Origin of the sequence: Flavobacterium luteolum (genome assembly GCF_027111275.1) — a bacterium.
Lineage (GTDB): Bacteria > Bacteroidota > Bacteroidia > Flavobacteriales > Flavobacteriaceae > Flavobacterium > Flavobacterium luteolum.
Genome location: NZ_CP114286.1, coordinates 3,764,669 through 3,782,595 on the forward strand (window position 1 = coordinate 3,764,669; position 17,927 = coordinate 3,782,595).

At 33.8% G+C, this 17,927-nt stretch carries 10 protein-coding genes; all 10 read left to right on the plus strand.

The window, feature by feature from the left end; genetic code table 11:
* The first annotated feature begins 100 nt into the window (after window positions 1-100).
* The 10 genes from OZP10_RS16105 to secDF all read left to right on the plus strand — a co-directional run bounded on the left by OZP10_RS16105 (window position 101) and on the right by secDF (window position 17,919).
* The gene (locus OZP10_RS16105; RefSeq protein WP_281631794.1) at window positions 101-3,115 is read left to right on the plus strand and encodes a tetratricopeptide repeat protein; all 3,015 of its coding nucleotides are present in this window, start codon (window positions 101-103) and stop codon (window positions 3,113-3,115) included.
* Between the two features lie 90 nt (window positions 3,116-3,205).
* Entirely contained in the window at window positions 3,206-4,069 is an 864-nt protein-coding gene (locus tag OZP10_RS16110) for a PhzF family phenazine biosynthesis protein (protein WP_281631795.1), read from the plus strand.
* 146 nt (window positions 4,070-4,215) lie between these two features.
* Entirely contained in the window at window positions 4,216-5,967 is a 1,752-nt protein-coding gene (locus tag OZP10_RS16115; protein ID WP_281631796.1) for a TonB-dependent receptor, read from the plus strand.
* A 132-nt stretch (window positions 5,968-6,099) separates the two neighbouring features.
* Window positions 6,100-6,630: a GNAT family N-acetyltransferase gene (locus OZP10_RS16120; RefSeq protein WP_281631797.1), complete on the plus strand. Its 531-nt coding sequence runs from the start codon at window positions 6,100-6,102 to the stop codon at window positions 6,628-6,630.
* A gap of 65 nt (window positions 6,631-6,695) precedes the next feature.
* Complete coding sequence (locus tag OZP10_RS16125; protein ID WP_281631798.1) at window positions 6,696-7,145, plus strand: hypothetical protein; 450 nt, start codon at window positions 6,696-6,698, stop codon at window positions 7,143-7,145.
* A 652-nt stretch (window positions 7,146-7,797) separates the two neighbouring features.
* Window positions 7,798-9,471 carry an asparagine synthase B gene (gene asnB / locus OZP10_RS16130; RefSeq protein WP_177210404.1) on the plus strand — a complete coding sequence of 558 codons (1,674 nt, stop codon included), beginning with the start codon at window positions 7,798-7,800 and terminating at the stop codon, window positions 9,469-9,471.
* 310 nt (window positions 9,472-9,781) lie between these two features.
* Window positions 9,782-11,395 carry an asparagine synthase B gene (gene asnB / locus OZP10_RS16135; RefSeq protein WP_281631799.1) on the plus strand — a complete coding sequence of 538 codons (1,614 nt, stop codon included), beginning with the start codon at window positions 9,782-9,784 and terminating at the stop codon, window positions 11,393-11,395.
* A gap of 321 nt (window positions 11,396-11,716) precedes the next feature.
* Complete coding sequence (gyrB, locus tag OZP10_RS16140) at window positions 11,717-13,657, plus strand: DNA topoisomerase (ATP-hydrolyzing) subunit B (protein WP_177210402.1); 1,941 nt, start codon at window positions 11,717-11,719, stop codon at window positions 13,655-13,657.
* A 110-nt stretch (window positions 13,658-13,767) separates the two neighbouring features.
* Complete coding sequence (mdh, locus tag OZP10_RS16145; RefSeq protein WP_281631800.1) at window positions 13,768-14,703, plus strand: malate dehydrogenase; 936 nt, start codon at window positions 13,768-13,770, stop codon at window positions 14,701-14,703.
* Window positions 14,704-14,928: 225 nt separating this feature from the next.
* On the plus strand, window positions 14,929-17,919 hold the full coding sequence (gene secDF, locus OZP10_RS16150) for a protein translocase subunit SecDF (protein WP_281631801.1): 2,991 nt from the start codon (window positions 14,929-14,931) through the stop codon (window positions 17,917-17,919).
* Window positions 17,920-17,927 lie beyond the last annotated feature (8 nt).

Sequence of the window (17,927 nt, forward strand, 5' to 3'; positions counted from 1 at the left end):
TCTAAATGCATATTATCGAATATTTGTTCATAATAAAACCTCAAAACGTTTCGTTATAAACCGTATAAAATGATACATTTGAATACTAAATATTATTACAATGCGTAAACTTTCCAGGTTCTTTTTATTCCAAATTATCCTTACCTCGACTATAGCTTCGGCACAAAAATCGGCTATTTATACTTATGAATTAAAGGATTTTGACAAAGCACTGGCTTTATATAATGACAAACAATATGCTTCGGCTCAATTGATTTTTGAAAAAGTAAAATACAATGCAGCAAACGAAGAGGTTCAATCTGATTGTGCTTTCTACATTGCCAATTGTGCCATAAGAACCAATAAAGCAAATGCTGATGCTTTGGTAGAGCAATTTGTAAATGATTATCCGACGAGCACTAAACAGAATCAGGCTTATATTGAGGCTGCTCAATTTTTCTTTGAGCAGGGAAATTACCCAAAAGCATTGCAATGGTTTGATAAAGTAGACGAAAGCTACATGAGTAAAACTGAATCGGATAAGTTCAACTTCATGAAAGGCTACAGCTATTTTAATGCTAAAAAGAAGAAAGAAGCCACCAATTATTTTAATAAAGTTGTCAATTCGAAAGAATATGGTTCTCAAGCCAAATATTACTTAGGATTTATGGCTTATGAAGGCGACGATTATAAAGAAGCAACCAAATATTTTGATGAGGTTTCGGGTGAAGAAAAATACAAAGAAAAACTGTCGTACTATCAGGCCGATATGAATTTCAAATTAGGAAATTTCCAAAAAGCGATTGATTTAGGATTGGTAGCCATGAATAAATCGAACGATATTGAAAAATCGGAACTGAATAAAATTATAGGAGAAAGTTATTTCAACTTAAAACAATACGGAAAAGCAATTCCGTATTTAGAGCAATATGCAGGCAAAAAAGGAAAATGGAATAACACCGATTTCTATCAATTAGGTTATGCGTATTATGAGCAGAAAGAGTACGAAAAAGCAATTTCTCAATTCAATAAAATTATTGAAGGAAAAGATTTTGTTGCTCAAAATGCTTACTACCATTTAGGATTAAGTTATTTGAATACAGGAAAAAAACAGGAAGCTTTAAATGCTTTTAAAAACGCTTCCGAAATGGATTTTAATGCACAGATTCAAGAAGACGCTGCTTTAAATTACGCTAAATTGAGTTATGATATCGGAAATGCGTACCAAGCAGTTCCAGGTATTTTATTGGACTTCCTTAAAAAATATCCAAATAATTCAAGCCGTGCTGAGGTAGAAAAACTTTTGGTAGATTCTTATATTTCTTCTAAAAACTATAAAGAAGCTTTGGCTTTGTTAGAAAAAAATAGAACTGCTGAAAATAAAGCAGCATACCAGAAAGTTCTTTTTTATCGCGGATTAGAATTGTACAACGAAAATAACTACCAAGAAGCGGGTAAAATGTTCAAAAGTGCGATCAGCGAACAAAAAACGCCTGAGTTTACAGCGCGTGCCACTTTTTGGAAAGCAGAAACGGAATATCTGAATGATGATATGCAAAACGCTCTGCTTACTTACAAGCAATTTGCTGGAATGGCCGCTGCAAAATCTACAGATGAATATAAAAACATCAATTATAATATTGGCTATACCTATTTTAAACTGAAAGATTACGATCAGGCAGCAAATTCTTTTCAAGCTCAGATTGATAATTCGCCTTCAGATAAAAACCGTTTAAACGATTCTTATTTACGTTTAGGTGATTGCCGTTTTGTGACTTCAAAATATAGTGCAGCAAACGAGGCATATTCAAAAGCAATTGCAGCAAAAGGCGTAGATGCTGATTATGCACAGTTTCAAAAAGCACTTTCTTACGGGTTTATGTCGAAACACGATAAAAAAGTGGAGGAATTGAATAATTTTCTTCAGATGTACAAAAAATCATCTTATCGAGATGACGCTTTGTTTGAATTAGGAAACACTTATGTTACTGAAAAGAAAAACGATCAGGCAATTAAAACTTATGATCAATTGATTTCGGAGTTTAAAAACGGATCTTTTACTTCAAAAGCAATCTTAAAACAAGGTCTGATTTATTATAATTCGGATCGTGACGAACAGGCTTTAACAAAATTCAAAAAAGTTGCTGCTGAATTTCCAAAAACGCCAGAAGCTCTAGAAGCAGTTGCCACAGCAAGATTAATCTATGTAGACTCTGGAAAAGTAGACGAATATGCAACTTGGGTTCGTACATTAGATTTTGTTGCCGTTACAGATGCAGAATTGGATAATGATACTTATGATGCGGCTTTCAAGCAATACAGCCAAAATAATTCGAAACAAGCAATTACTGGTTTTGCGGGTTATGTGTCTAAATTCCCGAACGGAATGCACGCGCTGGAAGCTAATTTCTATTTGGCTCAGCTGACTTATGCAGAAGGTTCTGAAACAAAATCAATCGCTAATTACCAATTTGTAATTGATCAGCCAAGAAATGAATTTACAGAGCAGGCGTTAAACAGATTGGCTCAAATTTATCTGAAAGCTAAAGATTGTGATAAAGCAATTCCAGTTTTAAAACGTTTAGAAAACGAAGCGGATTATCCGCAGAATAAAACTTTTGCGCAAGCAAACTTGATGAAATGTTATTATGATCAAAAGGATTATGATAATTCTGTTATTGCTGCTGATAAAGTTTTGGAAAATGCAAAATCTGATGCAGGAGTAAAAGCCGATGCGCAAATTATTGTAGCGAGAGCAGCAATTCAAACCGGAAATGAAGATAAAGCGAAAACAGCCTACGCTAAATTACTGACCACTTCTAAAGGAGAATTAGCTGCCGAAGCGTTGTATTACGATGCGTACTTTAAAACAAAAGAAGGAAAATATGATGCTTCGAATACTGCAGTTCAGAAATTAGCAAAAAGTTATTCGGCTTACAAATATTATGGAGCAAAAGGTTTGGTGTTAATGGCGAAAAACTTCTACGGATTAAAAGACAGTTATCAGGCGACTTATATTTTGGATAACGTAATCAACAACTTTACTGATTATCCAGATGTTGTTGAAGAAGCGAAAAAAGAATTAGCAGCAATTAAATCGGAAGAATCAAAAACAAATTCGTCGATTAATAGATAGTGAGAATAATAGAAGAAAGAGACAAGAAGCAAGATTTTTAGATAAAGTCTTTTCTCTTGCTTCTTGCTTCTAAAAGAAAAGAAGAAAAAAATGAGTTTACCTTTTTATATAGTTGATGTTTTCGCCGATAAAAAATATGCTGGAAATCAGCTGGCGGTTTTTATGGACGCGGAAAATTTAAGTACAGCACAAATGCAGCAGATGGCTCGTGAAATTAATTTTGCAGAAAGCACATTTGTAACCAAACTGGATAAAGCCAATAATAAAGCAGAAATTAGAATTTTTACCCCAGCTCACGAAATGCAGTTTGCGGGACATCCAATAATTGGAACTTCTTGGGTTTTGATGAATAAGATCTTTGAAAATGCTTCTAATGAAATAAAATTAGAGGTGCCAATTGGACCAATTTCAATCAATAAATCAGATGATTTGATTTGGTTGAAAGCGGCTCAGCCAAAGTTTTGGGATACTTTTTCTAAAATAGATTTTACTTTTTTTAGCAACTTGAAAGTAAGTGATTTCGAAAATCAGTTTCCAATTCAGGAAGTCACAACTGGAAGTGCCTTTGTAATGGTTGGATTAAGCAGTAAAAGAGCCTTGGAGAATTTGGTTTTGGATAAAGATAAAGCTGATGAATGGATGAAACAGCACTGCAAAACAGACCACAGAGGTTTATACTTTTATTATTTGGAAGGAGAAAAATTGTTCAGCAGAATGTTGTGTATTGAACATAATCAACTGGTGGAAGATGCTGCAACGGGAAGCGCCAGTACTTGTTTACAGGCTTTTTTATTAAAATATCATAAACCTGAATTTGAATTGACAAATCATCAAGGAGATTACATCGGCCGTCCATCTGAGATTTATTTTAATGGAAAACTAAACGGAGAACAATTCGATATTAAAATAGGAGGAAAAGCTCAGTTTGTGGCTAAAGGAGAGTGGGAAGCTTAGGAATTAGAAAATAGAAGAAGGAGTCAAGAAGCAAGAAAAAAAGAGTAAGATATTAGAAATACAATAAAAAATATAGAGAAAAATTAAAGATAAAAGAGAAATCTTTCTTTTTGGTTCTTTTTTCTATTCTCTTAAAAAAAAGAAATATGAAATTAAACTGCCGACATAAAATAATCATTTTGTTAGTGTTATTTGCTGCTCAGTTTTCGATTGCGCAAAAGAAAAATGAAACCATTGGAACCGAAACTGTAAACGTAGTAAAACCTTATTCGCCGACTATTTCAGATGCTTTTAAAGTGAAAGAAACGCCTTCGCTTGACGATAGCGGAAATCAGCCGAAGGAAGTTATTAAGTACAGTATTTTATCTGTTCCTGTGGCTTCTACTTTTACGCCTTCAAAAGGAAAAGCAGAAGGTGTTGAGAAAGCTAAAAAAGAAAAATTGTTTAATAATTATGCGACTTTAGGAGTTGGAAATTATGGCACTTTAAATGGAGAATTATTCGTAAATCAGGATTTAGGGTATAATGATTATGTGGCGGGAATGTTTCGTCATCATTCTTCTCAAGGCGGGATTAAAGATGTAGAATTGAATGATGAATTTTACGATACCGCAATAAATGTTGGTTACGGTCAAAATAACAGAGATAATAACTGGAACGTTGATTTAGGATATCAAAATCAGATTTATAATTGGTATGGACTTCCATCAGATTTTGGCTCTACAATTCCAGATCAACGTTATGATTTGGTAAACAGCATTAATCCAGATCATTCATATAACACAATTTGGCTTGGCGGAAATGCTGAATTTACAGAAAGTATTTTTAGTAAGCTTTCTGCGAAATTCACTCATTTTTCAGATAGTTATTCTTCTTCTGAAAACAGATTTTATGTAAAGCCGACTTTTACTGTTGATGTAATGGATCAGGCAATTAAAACCAATGTAATTGTAGATCACGTAAGCGGTTCTTTCAAAAATAATTACTTCCAAGACAATACAGAAGCTTTAAAATACAGTTTTACCAATGTTGGAATTGAACCAAGTTTTGTAATTAATGAAAATGAGTGGACATTAGAATTAGGAGCTGGAATCTATTATAGTGCAGATTCTGAAAATAGCGGCAATAAATTTTATTTCTATCCAAAAGTAAACGCTTCTTATAAATTGGTTGGCGATTTGATGATTTTCTATACAGGGGTAAACGGTGGTTTAAATCAGAATTCTTATGCCGATTTTGTGACCGAAAATCCGTTTTTGTCTCCAACATTAAACATGCGTCCATCGAGCACACAATACAATGTTTTTGCTGGATTAAAAGGGAAACTGGCGAACAATGTCAATTATAACGTGACTGCTTCTTATTTAAATGAAAAAGACAAAGCGCTGTTTAAAGCAAATGATTATACAGAAGTAGTTACAAATGAAGATTATGCTTTCGGAAACTCATTTGGAGTAGTTTATGAAGATATTAGAACGTTCCGTTTCTATGGAGAATTAAAAGCTGATTTCTCTCAAAATGTAACTTTTGGAATCAACGGAACTTTTAATAGTTACAACACAGACAATGTGGTTGAAGCTTGGAATTTGCCAACCATGAAATTAAGTTCGACTTTAGACGTTAATATTACAAAGCAGTGGTACGCTGGATTGAATGTATTTTATGTTGGAGAAAGAAAAGATATGCAGATAAATACTTCTTTAGGAATCGATACTGCACCAATTACTTTAAAAAGCTATTTTGATGCGAATGCGCATGTAGGTTACAAATTCAACGAAAGATTAACGTTTTTCTTGAAATTGAATAATATTGGAAATCAAGCTTACGAAAAATGGTTGAATTATCCTGTACAAGGATTCCAAGTTTTAGGAGGCGCAAATTATAAATTTGATTTTTAAGAGATCTTTGCCATAAAGATACTTAGGCACAAAAACATTTTAAATGAAAGTGCCTTTTTTTTTCAGCCATGAACTCATGAATTTTTTGGAGTAGATTCGTGAATTCGTGGCTGTTTTTTTTAATTTTATAAAATGGAAATTAAACTACGTCAAGAAAATAAAAACGATTTTGAAAGTGTTTTTCATTTGATTGAAAAAGCTTTTGAAAAAGAAGAACACAGTGATCACAAAGAGCAGTTTTTAGTAGAAAGACTAAGAAAATCGGATGCTTTTATTCCAGAACTGTCTATTGTTGCTGAAATTGATAATCATATTATAGGTCATATTTTATTTACCAAACTGCAGATAAAAAATGAATCGCAAACCTTTCCTTCACTAGCACTTGCTCCAGTTTCGGTTTTGCCTGAATTTCAAGGGAAGGGAATTGGTTCTAAACTTATTCTCCACGGACATGAAATTGCAAAAAGTTTAGGTTACAAATCGGTCATTTTATTAGGTCATCAAGATTATTACCCGAGGTTTGGATATGAACTTTGCGAAAAATACAATATCAAAATGCCATTTGATGTTCCCGCTGAAAACTGTATGGTTATCGCGTTAACAGAAGACGGTTTAAAAGATGTAAGCGGAGAAGTAGTATACCCAAAAGCTTTTTTCGAATAAAAATTTAAATAAAGAAAAAACCTTAGCATCTTTGCATCTCAGAACCTTAGTACCTTTAAAAAAAAATGACTTTCAAAGAAAAAATATATTCTCACTACACTCAAATGGTTCAAGATCGAATAGATGTTTTTAAAGACATGATTTCGGGTTTGACAGAAGATTCAAAAAATGATGCCAAAGGTTCAGCTGGTGACAAACATGAAACGGCTTTATCAATGATGCATATCGAGCAAGAAAAATTGACAAATAAATTAAAAGAAGCTTTAGAGCAAAAAGCAATTTTAGATAAGATAGATCCACTAAAAACGACAGAAAATATTGTTTTGGGAAGTTTAGTGAAAGCAAACGGAATCTATCTATATGTTAGTGTTGCACTTCCTAAAATTACAATTGATGGAATCAATGTCATTGCACTTTCTCCACAATCTCCTTTGGGTAATCATTTAATGGGTAATAAAACTGGATTTCAGTTTGAGATTAATAAGACGCATTATACTATTGAAGAAATTAGCTAGTATATGAATTTTATGCACTTAATATGTAGTTTTTCATTCTTTGGTGCTTCTTATGCCTTTTATAAGATTCATAAATTATGGAAAAAAGATGTTACGGAAAATAATAAGCTTTATAAGTTTCAAATAAAAGGAGAAACTTTTGAGCATTGGTTGCTAATTGGAATGTTGGTAATTATAGGAATAGTTTATTTTTTTAAAGCAATGCCTTAACCACGCAGTTTGTCATCCTGACGAAGGAAGGATCACACTAGAAACTCGATAAAGATTGGTGAACTAGCATGCGGAATTACTTGTGTGATCTTTCCTTTATCAAGATGACATGTAAGACTCAAAATCTAGGCAACACTACATAAACAATAATTTCAGAACAAATTTCTATCTCTTCTTTATGAATCTTTCATTTGTAATGGAATAACTCAAAAATTAATTCAAAAAACTGGTTTAAAGTTTCAATTTTCAACCAGTTTTATAGTCAAAATTGAAATTTTCAAGTTTTGAGCTTATTTTTACTTCTAAATTTTACATTTTATATGTAAATATTAATTTATGATTTAAAATTGTAATTGAAATTGATGTTTGTGTTTTTCAATTGTAACTAATATTACATCTTTGCCCTATCAAAATAAAATTTAAAGAATTAAAATATAAAATTATGTGTGGAATTGTATGTGCCTTTGATCTTAAACAAAAAGCCGAAGCGTTAAGACCTCAAGTATTAGAAATGTCAAAAATCATTCGTCACCGCGGACCAGATTGGAGCGGAATTTACAGTAATGATAAAGCAATTCTTTCTCATGAGCGTTTGGCAATTGTAGATCCAGCTTCAGGAAAACAGCCTTTGTTTACAGAAGACAAAAAATTAGTTTTGGCTGCAAATGGTGAGATTTACAACCACAGAGATTTGCGTAAACAATTTGAAGGAAAATATAACTTTCAAACAGAAAGTGACTGTGAAGTTATTTTAGCACTTTACAGAGAAAAAGGAGTAAGCTTTGTTGATGAATTAAACGGAATCTTCGGATTTGCAATTTACGATGTTGATAAAGATGAGTATTTCGTAGCTCGTGACCACATGGGAATTATTCCATTATATATTGGATGGGATCAACACGGCACTTTCTACGTAGCTTCTGAGTTAAAAGCTTTGGAAGGATATTGTACAAAAATCGAATTATTCCCTCCAGGACATTATTTATCAAGCAAAGACGGTGAATTTGTACAATGGTACAAAAGAGACTGGACAGAATATGATGCAGTAAAAGACAACGAAACTAGCATTCCAGAAATCAGAAAAGCATTAGAAGCAGCAGTTCACAGACAATTAATGAGTGACGTTCCTTACGGAGTTTTACTTTCGGGAGGTTTAGATTCTTCTATTACTTCAGCTGTAGCTAAGAAATTTGCTCAAAAAAGAATCGAGTCAGATGATACTACAGATGCTTGGTATCCGCAATTGCACTCTTTCTCTGTTGGATTGGAAGGTTCTCCAGATTTAGCTGCAGCAAGAAAAGTAGCAGATCATATCGGAACTATTCACCACGAAATTAAGTTTACAATCCAAGAAGGTTTAGATGCAGTTCGTGATGTAATTTACAACTTAGAAACGTATGATGTAACTACAGTTAGAGCTTCAACTCCAATGTGGTTAATGGCGAGAGTGATCAAATCTATGGGAATCAAAATGGTTCTTTCAGGAGAAGGAGCAGATGAGTTGTTTGGAGGATATTTATATTTCCACAAAGCGCCAAATGCTAAAGAATTCCACGAAGAAAACGTTCGTAAATTAGGAAAACTTCACATGTATGATTGTTTACGTGCAAACAAAAGTTTAGCAGCTTGGGGAATTGAAGGTCGTGTGCCATTCTTAGATAAAGAATTTATGGATGTTGCAATGCGTATTAACCCGCAAGATAAAATGATCAACAAAGAGCATCCGATGGAAAAATGGGTTGTTCGTAAAGCTTTTGAAGATATGCTTCCAGAAAGTGTTGCTTGGAGACAAAAAGAGCAATTTTCTGATGGAGTAGGATACAGCTGGATTGATACTTTGAAAGAAGTGGTAGCTAGAGAGGTTTCAGATGAGCAATTGGCAAATGCTAGGTTCAAATTTCCATTGCAGACTCCAACTTCAAAAGAAGAGTATTACTATCGTTCAATTTTTACAGAACATTTCCCAAGTGATGCTGCAGCATTATGCGTTCCTCAGGAAGCAAGTGTAGCTTGTAGTACAAAAATTGCTTTGGAGTGGGATGAAGCTTTCAAAAACTTAAACGATCCATCTGGAAGAGCAGTAGCAAATGTTCACGATGATGCTTATGTTAAATAATTAAGAGTTTAATTTTTAGAATTAGTATATATATTGCCGAAAGACGTTCTTTTATTAGAGCGTCTTTCTTGTCTAAAAAAGTTTCTGTTTTTCAATAGATTAAAATTAAAAGTTTTGGTAATCGATTAAAATTTATTTCCAATTTGACTTTCGTCGAAATAAAAGTTAAACCATGAAATTTTAGGATGCAAAATGTAGGAAAGCAGAAAATAATATTTAGTTTTGCTTTTAAGCGGAAATTTTAATGATTTTTTAATGTACGGCTTGTTTGAAGCTGGTATATCAGAATAAAAATAAAAAATAAAATAGTATGTCTGGATTGTTAGCCGTTATTGGCAAAGGAAAAGACCCCAAGCTTGTAAAAGAACTTTCTGAGAGAATGTCTCATCGTGGACCTGATGAGAGCGATATTCATATTATGGAAAATGGCAGTATACTTTGTCATGAAAGTCTGTCTATAATTGATCTTAATTCAGGAAAACAACCTATTCAAGGAACCAATAAAGCTTGGATGGTTCACGATGGAGAAATTTATAATTATCAGGAACTTAAAGAAACCATTTTAAAAGATCATACTTTTAGAACCGAATCAGATTCAGAAGTAATTGTACACTTGTATGAAGAATTTGGATATGATTTCTGTAACAAATTGGATGGCGATTTTGCCTTTGTTGTAATTGATGGCGATAAATATATTGCGGGTCGTGATCCGATCGGAGTAAAACCGTTGTATTATGGTTTGGATGAAAGAGGACGAATTTATTTTTCGTCAGAAATGAAATCTATTGCAGATCAGTGTAAATCATTTTCTACTTTTCCTCCGGGACATTATTATACGGCAAAAACAGGTTTTGTAAAATACTATCGTCCAGAATACGAAGATCATAAAAACGCGACTCATGCATTAGATTTAGAGTTGATTCGTGAAAGTTTGATTCAAGCTACAAATAAGCGATTATTAGGCAATGTGCCTTTGGGGACTGTTTTGTCAGGAGGTTTAGATACTTCGTTGATTTCTTCTATTGCTTCTCGATTGCTGAAAGAAAAAGGGCGAAAATTGCATTCGTTTTCTATCGGATTAGATGCTGAAGCGCCTGATAATATCGCAGCAAGAAAAGCGGCAGAATTTTTAGGAACAGAGCATCACGAAATCCATTTTTCTGTTGAAGAGGGAGTTAAAGCATTAGAAAAAGTAATTTATCATTTGGAGACATACGATATTATTTCTGTAAGATCTGGTGTTCCTATGTATTTGCTTTCAAAAGCTATTGCAGATCAAGGTATAAAAGTTATCTTGTCAGGCGAGGGTGCTGATGAGGTTTTTGGAGGGCATTTGTATTTTAGAAATGCACCATCAGAAGAAGAATTTCAAGATGAAACGATAGAAAGAGTTCAAAAGTTATTTACAGCTGATTTGCTTCGTGCAGATAAAACGACAATGGCACATGGATTAGAAGTTCGTATTCCATTTTTGGATACAGAATTTTTAGATGTTGCCATTCGAATAAAAACAGAAGAAAAACAGCCAAAAACTTATGATGGCGTTGAGAAATACATTCTAAGAAAAGCTTTTGACACTGAAGATGCTTATTTGCCATCGGAAGTTTTATGGAGACAAAAAGAGCAATTTTCTGATGGAGTAGGATATAAATGGGTAGATGAATTAATTGAATATTGTGCTTCGCAAGTTACAGATGAGCAATTAGCTGGTGCAAGTGCCGAATTTCCGTATAATTCGCCAACGACGAAAGAAGCGTACTTATATCGATCAATTTTTCATAAATACTATCCACAGGTCAGCGCGGCGCAAACGGTTCGTAAATGGATTCCGAAATGGCAAGAAAACCTCGATCCGAGCGGAAGAGCAAATGCAGCCCATTTAAATGGAAATTTTGAACCTGTAAAAACTACTGTTATTGCTTAAAAAATGAAATTCCAAATTCGAAGTTGGAATAGATATAGAAAAACCGAAATGCGTTAAAAATGCATTTCGGTTTTTTGATTTTAAAATTTCAAAGCTAGAATTTGGAATTTTAGAAAGAGTTGGTTTTTTGCGTTATTTCCATTTTTAGAATTTGGAATTTCAGAAAATTGGAATTTAAATTCATTTTTAAGTCTATTTTTAGGTTTTTCAGACAATTGTGTTGATAACTTAAGTGCTTTAAGTCGTATTTTACTGGGTATATAGCTCGCGTTTTTATATATTTGCGTGTTAGACATTAATTACATTTTTAGAATAAATTATATGAGCGAAGAAATCAAGAAGAACAATTATTCAGCAGATAGTATTCAGGCATTAGAAGGGATGGAGCACGTAAGAATGCGTCCGTCGATGTATATTGGTGATGTAGGGGTTCGAGGACTACACCATTTGGTTTACGAGGTTGTTGATAACTCTATTGATGAGGCCATGGGAGGACATTGTGATACAATTAGTGTCGCAATAAACGAAGATGGTTCTGTTACAGTTGAAGATAATGGTCGTGGTATTCCAGTTGATTTGCATAAAAAAGAAGGTGTTTCTGCACTTGAGGTTGTAATGACAAAGATTGGTGCCGGAGGTAAATTCGACAAAGATTCATATAAAGTTTCAGGAGGTTTGCACGGGGTTGGGGTTTCTGTAGTAAATGCCCTTTCTGTTCACATGAAATCTACTGTATTTAGAGAAGGTAAAATTTATGAGCAGGAATACGAAAGAGGTAAATCTTTATATCCAGTAAAACAAATTGGAGAGACTGATAAACGAGGAACTCGTCAGACTTTCTATCCAGATGATACGATCTTTACTCAGACTACTGAGTTTTCATATGATACACTTTCAGCGCGTATGCGTGAGCTTTCTTTCTTGAATAAAGGAATTACGATTACCTTTACAGATAAGAGGGAAGTGGATGAAAAAGGCGAATTCAGAAGTGAAGTATTTCATTCTGATGAAGGTCTTAAAGAATACATTCGTTACTTAGATGGTAACCGTGAGCCAATTGTTTCTCATGTTATCAGTATGGATAATGATAAAGGGGAAATTCCAGTTGAGGTTGCCTTGATTTACAATACAAGTTATACAGAGAACATTTTCTCTTACGTAAATAATATCAATACTCACGAAGGAGGAACGCACTTACAAGGTTTTAGAAGTGGTTTGACAAGAACGCTTAAAAAATATGCTGATGCTTCTGGTCTATTAGATAAATTAAAATTCGAAATTTCTGGAGATGACTTCCGTGAAGGATTAACAGCAATTATTTCGGTAAAAGTATCTGAGCCTCAATTCGAAGGTCAAACGAAAACTAAGCTTGGAAATAGAGAGGTTGTTTCTCCAGTTTCTCAAGCGGTTGGAGAAATGCTAGAGAATTATTTGGAAGAAAATCCAAATGATGCGAAATTAATTATCCAAAAAGTAATCTTAGCGGCGCAAGCACGTCACGCAGCGAAAAAAGCGCGTGAAATGGTACAGCGTAAAACCGTTATGGGCGGTGGAGGATTGCCAGGTAAATTATCTGACTGTTCTGAGCAAGATCCAGCAAGATGTGAGGTTTACCTTGTCGAGGGAGATTCGGCTGGTGGAACAGCAAAACAAGGGCGTGATCGTAACTTTCAAGCGATTCTGCCATTACGTGGTAAAATCTTGAACGTTGAAAAAGCGATGCACCATAAAGTATTCGAAAACGAAGAGATTAGAAATATCTTTACTGCTCTAGGTGTAACTGTTGGAACTGCAGAAGATAGTAAAGCGTTAAATTTAGAAAAACTTAGATATCATAAGGTAATCATCATGTGTGATGCCGATGTCGATGGTAGCCACATTTCTACCTTAATATTAACGTTCTTCTTCCGTTTTATGAAAGAACTTATTGAAGAAGGTCACGTGTATATTGCGGCACCGCCTTTATACTTAGTTAAAAAAGGAAACAAGAAAGAATATGCTTGGAATGATGTTCAGCGTGATCAAGCTAACGAAAGAATGGGAGGAAGTGCCAATATTCAGCGTTATAAAGGTCTTGGAGAGATGAACGCGGAGCAATTATGGGAAACTACAATGGATCCGAATTTCAGAACTTTACGCCAAGTAAATATCGATAGTCTTGCAGAAGCTGATCAAGTTTTCTCTATGTTAATGGGTGATGAAGTGCCGCCTCGTAGAGAATTTATCGAGAAAAATGCAGTTTATGCAAATATTGATGCATAAAATAAAAATTTAATAATTCCAATTCGTTTAATTGTTTAAATTTACTAGACAATTAAACGAATTGTCTTTTTAAAGAATAGACAAAATTAATAACCGATAAAGTATAAAATATGAAAGTTACCATTGTAGGAGCAGGAAATGTTGGAGCTACATGTGCAGATGTTATTTCTTATAGAGGAATTGCTAGCGAAGTAGTATTGTTGGATATTAAAGAAGGTTTTGCCGAAGGTAAAGCATTGGATATTACACAATGTGCGACAAATACTGGTTTTAATACTAAAGTATCTGGCGTTACCAACGATTATTCTAAAACTGCAGGAAGCGATGTAGTAGTAATTACATCAGGAATTCCGAGAAAACCAGGAATGACGAGAGAAGAATTAATTGGTATCAATGCGGGAATTGTTAAAACAGTTGCTGAGAATGTGCTAAAGTATTCTCCTAATACAATTATTGTTGTAGTTTCCAATCCGATGGATACCATGACGTATTTGGCTTTAAAAGCTACAGGTCTTCCAAAAAATAGAATTATAGGTATGGGTGGAGCTTTAGATAGTTCTCGTTTTAGAACGTACCTTTCATTAGCTTTAGACAAACCAGCAAATGATATTTCGGCAATGGTAATTGGAGGGCATGGAGATACTACTATGATTCCGTTAACGCGTTTAGCTTCTTATAACGGTATTCCGGTATCGCAATTTCTTTCAGAAGAAGTATTGCAAAAGGTTGCTGCAGATACAATGGTAGGAGGAGCAACTCTTACAGGTCTTCTAGGGACTTCTGCTTGGTATGCGCCAGGAGCTTCTGTTGCATATTTAGTAGATAGTATTTTGAACGATCAGAAAAAAATGATTGCATGTTCTGTTTTAGTAGAAGGAGAATATGGTCAAAATGATATCTGTATAGGAGTGCCTTGTATAATTGGTAAAAACGGTGTGGAAGAAATTCTAGATATAAACTTAAACGATCAGGAAAAGGCTTTATTTGCGAAAAGTGCAGATGCAGTTCGTAGTATGAATGATGCCTTAAAAACGATTTTAGTATAATAAAAACGGCAAAAAAGAAAAGAAGCTGCACTTTTGCAGCTTTTTTTTTGAGATTAATTAATAAATAAATTGGTTAATATTTTCGTTAATTATATATTTGCTCGGTTTAAAAAAAAATTGGTAATTCGTGATCTCGTTTTTTTGTTTTAAAAAATCATGTCAGGGCTTATTTTATGGGACTTTAAAACAAAAACAAAAATAAAACATAATTAATTTTTAGTAATAATGCAGAATAAAGGACTTATTAAATTTTTCGCAATTCTATTTGCATTGGTAAGTATTTACCAACTATCATTCACTTTTGTGGCAAATGGTGTCAAAAGTGAAGCTAAAGCTTTTGCAGGAGATAATCCTGATAAAGAGCTGAAATATTTAGATTCTATTGGTAAAGAAAAAGTATTAAACCTTGGTTTTACTGATTTCACTTATAATGAAGTGAAAAACAAACAACTTAATAAAGGTCTTGACTTAGAAGGAGGAATCAACGTAATTCTTCAAATTTCTATTAAAGATGTATTAAAAGGTTTGGCTAATAATTCTAAAAATCCAGTTTTTAATAAATCATTAGCTGATGCATCTGCAAATTTAGAAGGAAACAAAACGTATTTAAATAAGTTTTTTGAAGCTTTTGAAGCAAATTCAAAAGGAACTGTAAAACTTGCATCTCCAGATATTTTCGCTAACAGAAGTCTTCAAGGAGAAGGTGGAGTAGACTTTCAAATGTCTGATGCGCAAGTTCAAAAAGTTATCAAAAGAAAAGTTGATGAGTCTGTAGAAAGTGCTTTTAAAGTATTAAGAGAGCGTATCGACAAATTTGGTGTTACACAGCCAAACATCCAGAAATTAGGAGAAACAGGAAGAATCTTAGTAGAGCTTCCAGGTGCTAAGGATGTTGATAGAATTAAAAAATTATTGGGTGGAAAAGCTCAATTAGAGTTCTGGGAAACTTATAAAATTGAAGAAATTGGTAACTTCTTAGTTTCTGCTAACGAGGCTTTGAAGAAAACTGAAGTTAAGAAAACTGAAACTAAAACTGTTGCTAAAGATTCATTAAATGCATTATTAACTGATGCTAAAGATTCTTCAGAAGTTAAAAAAGGAAACAATCCTTTATTTGATAAAATAATTGGTAACGGTGGTGGACCAGTTTTAGGTTACTTTGCTCCTAAAGATACTGCAACTATCAATGATTATTTTAAAAGACCAGAAATTAGAGTTTTATTGGCAGCTGACCAACACTATGCAAAATTTGTATGGAGTAAGCCAACAACTATAAAAGATCCAAAAGCTAAAGATGCAAAAAGTGCAGCTGATATCGAAGTTGTAGAATTATACGCTTTAAAAGGAAACAGAGACAATACTCCAGCAATGAGCGGTGGTGTCGTAACTGATGCAAAAGATACTTTTGACCAAATGGGTAAACCTGCAGTTTCTATGCAGATGAACAGCCAAGGTGCTAAAGTTTGGGAAGAACTTACAGGAAGAGCATTCGCTCAAAAAAGCTACATTGCTATTGTATTAGATGATATCGTATATTCTGCTCCAGGTGTAACAAGCGGTCCTATTGCTGGAGGAAGATCTGAGATTACGGGTTCATTTGATGTAGCTGAAACTAAAGATTTAGCTAACGTATTAAATGCAGGTAAATTACCAGCTTCTGCAGATATTATTCAATCAACTGTTGTAGGTCCATCTTTAGGACAAGCTGCTATTGATGCAGGTACAATTTCTTCTGTATTAGGTTTCTTATTAGTTTGTGTTTGGATGGTATTCTATTATGGTAAAGCTGGTTGGTATGCAAACCTTGCGTTATTATTAAACTTACTATTCTTATTCGGAATTATGGCAAGTTTTGGTTTTGTATTGACATTACCAGGTATTGCAGGTATCGTATTAACATTAGGTACTGCGGTAGATGCGAACATTATTATCTACGAAAGAGCGAAAGAGGAATTACGTGAAGGAAAATCTCTTTCTGAAGCAGTTCAAGCTTCTTACGGATGGCATGGTGCAATGCGTTCTATTATTGATGCTAACGTTACTCACGTTTTAACTGGAGCTATCTTATTCATTTTCGGAACAGGTCCTATTAAAGGTTTCGCATTAACATTATTAATTGGTATCGTAACTTCATTGTTTACTTCTATCTTTATTGCTAGAATTTTCATTGACAGAAATATTGCTGGAAAAGGAGATTTAACTTTCTCTACAAACATTACTAAAAACTGGTTTACAAACTTCCACTTTGACTTTATCAAGATTAAAAAATTCACTTACATCTTCTCTTCAATTGTAGTTGTAGTAAGTTTAGTTTCTATCTTCTTTGTTAACGGATTAGATGAAGGTGTTGATTTTGTTGGAGGAAGAACTTTCCAAGTTAAATTCGAAAAACCAGTTGATGCTACTGCAGTTTCAGATGAATTATCTGCTGCTTTTGGTACGCCAGTTGAAGCTAAAATTTTAGGTGATGATGATCAATTGAAAATCACAACTAAATATAAAATTAAAGAAGACGGTGTAGCAATTGACGAAGAAGTAAACCAAAAATTATACGCTGCTTTACAGAAATATTTCCCAAATACAACTTACGATAAATTCATCAACTCATTTGATGGTAAAAAAGTAGGTGTTTTGCAAGCTTCTAAAGTTGGAGCTTCTATCTCTGAGGATATTAAAACTAACTCTTACTGGGCAGTTCTTGGAGCAATGGCAGTTATTTTCTTATACTTAATGGTTTCTTTCCGTAAATGGCAATATTCATTAGGTGCGATTGCAGCTGTTGCACACGACGTAATCTTCGTATTAGGAGTTTACTCATTATGCTACAAATTCATGCCATTCCACATGGAAATGGATCAGCACTTTATCGCTGCGATCTTAACAGTAATTGGTTACTCTATGAACGATACTGTAATTGTATTTGACAGGGTGAGAGAGTTTATCATCGGAAACCGTAAAGGAAGTTTCGAAGATATCGTAAACGCTTCTATTAATACTACATTATCTAGAACATTGAATACATCATTAATGATGATCATCGTGTTATTAACGATGTTTATCTTCGGTGGAGAATCTATCAGAGGATTTATCTTCGCGATGTTAATTGGTATTATCGTTGGTACTTACTCTTCATTGTTTATCGCTACGCCAGTATTGGTTGACACGATTTCAAGTGATGAGAAACATACAATTGAAGACAAACACAATAAGGCATAATTAAAAAC